Genomic DNA, 4,425 nt, shown 5'->3' with positions numbered 1-4,425 from the left:
TACTGTTACTAAAGGCATCATATGGAAAATATGAATAAAAATAATCGTTCTGGATTCGACCGTATCCGTCACACTATTCTGTTTGAACTCGGCCTAATTGCGACCCTAGTACCTTTAAGCTTGTTGTTTATTGATACTAATGCAAGCAAAGCAGGGACAGTAGCAATAGGGTTGTCTTTGTTAGCGATGGGATGGAATTTGATCTTCAATCTCTTGTTCGATCGCTATTTACTAAGCACACAAGGGCATCTTGTAAAAACCAAATTGCATCGCCTCTCTCATGCACTGTTATTCGAACTAGGGCTAGTCATTGTTACCGTACCTGCTATTGCCTGGACTTTAAACCTATCGTTACCAGCGGCATTCGCCGCCGATATAGGATTTATTGTTTATGCGTTGGTCTACGCTTGGGGGTTTAATCTCATATACGATAAGTTTTTTCTACTCAATGGTTCAGACTCGCTAACGACAAAAAGCTTAACCAAATAATAACTCACGTAGATATTGAGAGGCTGGGCCGGTGCTAGAGTTCGCTTTCCACAACAAATCAGCGGTATATTTAGGGTTTGTTTTTTGAAATTCTGGCACGAACTCAACCAAAGTACCTAACGAGACTCGCTCTTCAAACATCAATCTAGGAACAAATGCCCAACCAATACCTTGTTCAACCATACGAATCATATCGTCCTGATCATGAGATAACCAGGTAGACTGAGACATTGTACCAATTGGGCCGAGAATACTATGGTTGTACATGCTCTTACATAAGATCTGGCGTTCAGTAGTCAACATATCGTTTTTAACGATTTCAACATCAGCAAACTCACTATCTGGGCTACAAATACACACCCACTCCAACTCGAAAATATTAGCAAACTCAAAATACTCCGGTACAGCTTGTGAGATTACCTGAAGGACAAAATCCAATCGGTCTTCTTTGAGTTCTTCGCACAATACATCGCCACTTTCTTTTACAATCTCAACCTGAACAAATGGAAACTTCTCAGCCAGTTTTTCTAGTGCACTCTCAATCAATTGGAACGGTACAAGTGGATCAAGACCAAATCTAAGCGTGTTTTCAACATTATTACGTACGCTAGACGTATAATTCTCAATTCTATCAGCTTGACGTATAAGCACTTTCGCTTGTTGATATAGGTGCTCTCCCTCTTCTGTTAAAACCGGGTATTTCCCTGAACGATCAAATAAACTAACACCAAGATCCACTTCCAAGTTATTAACGCTCACACTGATCGTACTTTGGCTTTTACCGATATGGCGGGCTGCTGCCGAAAATGAACCTTTTTCGGCTGCTGTGACAAAAGATAACAGATAGTCTAAGTTGATCACTTTAATGTCCTATTGGTTTTTTCAATGGAAGCTAGTGTAATCTATTTATATATAGATGCAAAACCTGATTCTCTGCGCAATAAGCGCTGGCTTTGTACGTGACATGAAGCTTCCTTTGCCTGATACAAGCTAGTCCATTCAAACAGGCTGCTAAACGCAAAAAGAGCTAGGACAATAGCCCTAACTCTTTCACGTTAAACACACCACTGACGCTTTAGATGTGTTGAGTTTCAGTCAGAATAATCATTATTGATCAGAAGGATGGATACCTAACTGATTACTTTCCCCTTTCTTTGTATCGAACATAGTGAAGTTATATGTTTCAGCCGCCCAAGTATCGAATCGGTCTAACACCCATTCACCTGAATTTCGGTCTGTATGGACTGTCCATAATGTTGGAAATACATCAGGCGTTTCTAACGTATGATCCATTTGTTCATAGCCCGCAAAAGTACTGTGTGACACCGCTTTTATCGCATTTTTAGCTTTGGTATTATCCGTCACATTACGGCTGTACATGTCGGTAAGGATCTCTTTTGCTCTTAATCTTCGGTCAATTGGGTGAATCGAACCATCCGACTTTTTACCGTTTGCATCAAACTCTAAATGCACAGAAAGCTCAGGGTTGTTCGTTAACTGCGCCGCGTCGTCACCTTGATAGACTTTTAGCTCACCCTTTACGAATTCTACGACGGCTTTATCTCCCGTTTTATCAGCAAATTGATAATGAACGGGGGCTTGTGCACAGTGTCCATTACTGTTCGGTAAGTTACAGATTTCAGCATCGATTATGTCGACCTTTCCTTCCGTAATTGCCGCAACAACCTCCGCAACCGTTGCATAATTATCAACAGCCCATGATGGAACTTCTAACGCTGACACATCTGGTACTTCTGCCGTTCCTTCAGGGAAAGACGTGTAATCGCGACCTAGGTATAAAATACGCGCCTCTAAGCCGGCCTCATTCATCGCTTCAGCCACCACGCCTTCACCCAGTTCAGTTTTGGCTTTGTGAAAAGACTTTATTTTCATTGTCGCGTATTTCGATACTGTAGACACCGCATTGTCAGTGGAAGAATACACGCTATCAATACCGATACCGCTGCCGATGACGGATGCTTCATCATGACCGAACCAGTCCATCGAACGTGTGGTTATAGAAGCGTCACCATTGTGATAAACCGCTGTTGTACAAGCACCTGCAGCTCCGACGACACCAATTGCTGCTGATAATGCGATAGTTAACATTGACTTTTTCATCATTCGTTTCCTTTTTTGACTATTCGGTTAGCGGGTAAGCCGCTGAGTTGATGTAGCCATTATGTGGAGAAAACGAAAAGAAGGATGTGTGGAAACGAAAGCAAAATGTGTGATTAAAGAATCAACATTAGAAATTGACGAGAGCGGGAATATACCCAAATCAACAATACATGGAAGTACTCTGAACTTTAACAAACTGTTATATACGCAGGATTCAATTAGGAATGTACCCCATTTAATTGTGCCTCCCTTCTTTGTTTTCCATTGATGAAAAGCATGGCGCGAAAGCTTTGAGTCGATGGTATATCCAGCGTATAGCTTTTGAGGGCTGATAATCTAGATTGAAATTGTTTATAACCGGGTTAACGTCTGCGTTGTGAGACCTGATTCTAGAGTTGCCACACCCCTAAGTTATTGACTTGGGGGAGACTAGAGGAGTGTGGCAAATTTTTGTTCTAGTGGTTACAGATGATTAGAACTTTAAGACAAGACCTACTTTAGAGAAGGTTTCACGCTTATCATTTTGGAAATTCGCTTCATCGCTTAGCTCAAAATATGGGATGAAAAGATTACTAATGCCAGTGAACGTCATGCGAGCTTCGTAGTTCAAGGTTTGGTCTTTTGCACCACTGCCAACCAGTTGTTTAGAATGCTGCTGTTGGCCAACGACTTTTGCTCCGAAGTGTACATTTTCAAATTGATTGCCTAATGCCAGATCCACTCGCGAAATATCGCTTCTATTTGAGCTGCTGGTTGCTTCAATATCTTTGCGAAAACGGAAAGAAGCGTTCATCGTTTCTGCGAAAGTTGTACCTACCGTTAGTCCCAGTTTATTAATGTTCTTTAGTTGACCTGTTCTATCCACAAGTTCGTATTCACCTTTTAGGTAGATGTTGCTATCTTCCAGGCGGTGAGTGTAGTTAAGGTTGTATTCTTGAACATTCTGTCTATTTGTTTTAGCGGATGCTCCGAAAGCGCCATAATTTACAAATACTTTAGCGCCGCTATTTTCTGTTTCATATGTTTCAGATTGAATTGCTTTTGATTTATAATCGACTTCAAGCCCGCCTGTTATTCCTTCTGCTGATACGCTTCCTGCTGATAATAATGCAACAACTACGGTACTCAGGATTGACTTGTTCATTTACTGCCTCAAATTAATTAGAAGTGGTGTTAATAATGAAATTTACCAATAGAAATGCTCGATTTAAAAATAGTATCTATTGTCATTTCCGATAGATACACAAAATTCGACGTTACTAAATTTCATTATGGTATTCTTACTTATTACGGATTTGATATTTCAGTACAATGCTAATAGCTATCAAATTCGTCTTCTAATGCGTCTTCAATAATTGCGTCTTCGATGAGTTGGCTATCTATTTCATCTTCTATTGCTTGATCAACAATTTCATCTTCCAGTGCTTCTCTATAAAGTGTGTCCTCAATATCATCCATCACAATTCTATCTTCGAGATCCCTCACATCTCTTCGACAGCGTTCTTCTTGGACTGCACCTTCAACCAACCCGTCGATAACACCGACTGTCGCTCCTATTGCAGCGCCAGTTTTTGCACCTTCACTTCCACCAACAATCGCACCCGCAGCGCCAGCCACTGCGCCTCCAACGACGGCACCTTCAACGACATGACCCAAAGTATCGTCACAATAATCAGCATGACTCACAGTTGAAAACATGATGGTGAATAGCGTTGAATATAATAATGCTGATTTTCTTATCATTGCGTTCTCTATATAACGTAAAAAATGTAGAGCCTATGATAAAACCAATCACATCACATAACTAAATAGCTT

Annotated in this window: 5 protein-coding genes; 1 reads left to right on the top strand and 4 read right to left on the bottom strand. The window is 40.8% G+C overall.

What is annotated here, in order from left to right:
* Positions 1-30 precede the first annotated feature (30 nt).
* On the top strand, positions 31-489 hold the full coding sequence (locus BCU12_RS08890; protein WP_241909784.1) for a PACE efflux transporter: 459 nt from the start codon (positions 31-33) through the stop codon (positions 487-489).
* Here the strand turns inward: BCU12_RS08890 and BCU12_RS08885 are convergent.
* From BCU12_RS08885 to BCU12_RS08870, 4 genes are all read right to left on the bottom strand, one after another.
* Complete coding sequence (locus tag BCU12_RS08885; protein WP_102403972.1) at positions 478-1,350, bottom strand: LysR family transcriptional regulator; 873 nt, start codon at positions 1,348-1,350, stop codon at positions 478-480. The two genes, BCU12_RS08890 and BCU12_RS08885, sit on opposite strands and share 12 nt — an antisense overlap.
* Before the next feature lie 246 nt (positions 1,351-1,596).
* Positions 1,597-2,610, bottom strand: a complete 1,014-nt coding sequence (locus BCU12_RS08880; RefSeq protein WP_102403971.1) for a linear amide C-N hydrolase — start codon at positions 2,608-2,610, stop codon at positions 1,597-1,599.
* 472 nt (positions 2,611-3,082) lie between these two features.
* Positions 3,083-3,754: a hypothetical protein gene (locus BCU12_RS08875; RefSeq protein ID WP_102403970.1), complete on the bottom strand. Its 672-nt coding sequence runs from the start codon at positions 3,752-3,754 to the stop codon at positions 3,083-3,085.
* Positions 3,755-3,924: 170 nt separating this feature from the next.
* A complete protein-coding gene (locus BCU12_RS08870) occupies positions 3,925-4,353 on the bottom strand; it encodes a hypothetical protein (RefSeq protein ID WP_102403969.1) in 429 nt (142 codons plus the stop codon).
* Positions 4,354-4,425: the final 72 nt, after the last annotated feature.

Origin of the sequence: Vibrio sp. 10N.261.55.A7, from assembly GCF_002877365.1 — a bacterium.
Taxonomy (GTDB): domain Bacteria; phylum Pseudomonadota; class Gammaproteobacteria; order Enterobacterales; family Vibrionaceae; genus Vibrio.
The sequence above is the reverse complement of the archived record's forward strand: the minus strand, read 5'-3'. Positions and strand labels throughout refer to the sequence as shown.

Bases quoted from the DNA above. Each gene is read 5' to 3' on its own strand.
- BCU12_RS08890 (WP_241909784.1), top strand. From the start codon at position 31: ATGAATAAAAATAATCGTTCTGGATTCGACCGTATCCGTCACACTATT.
- BCU12_RS08880 (WP_102403971.1), bottom strand. From the start codon at position 2,610: ATGAAAAAGTCAATGTTAACTATCGCATTATCAGCAGCAATTGGTGTC.
- BCU12_RS08875 (WP_102403970.1), bottom strand. From the start codon at position 3,754: ATGAACAAGTCAATCCTGAGTACCGTAGTTGTTGCATTATTATCAGCA.
- BCU12_RS08870 (WP_102403969.1), bottom strand. From the start codon at position 4,353: ATGATAAGAAAATCAGCATTATTATATTCAACGCTATTCACCATCATG.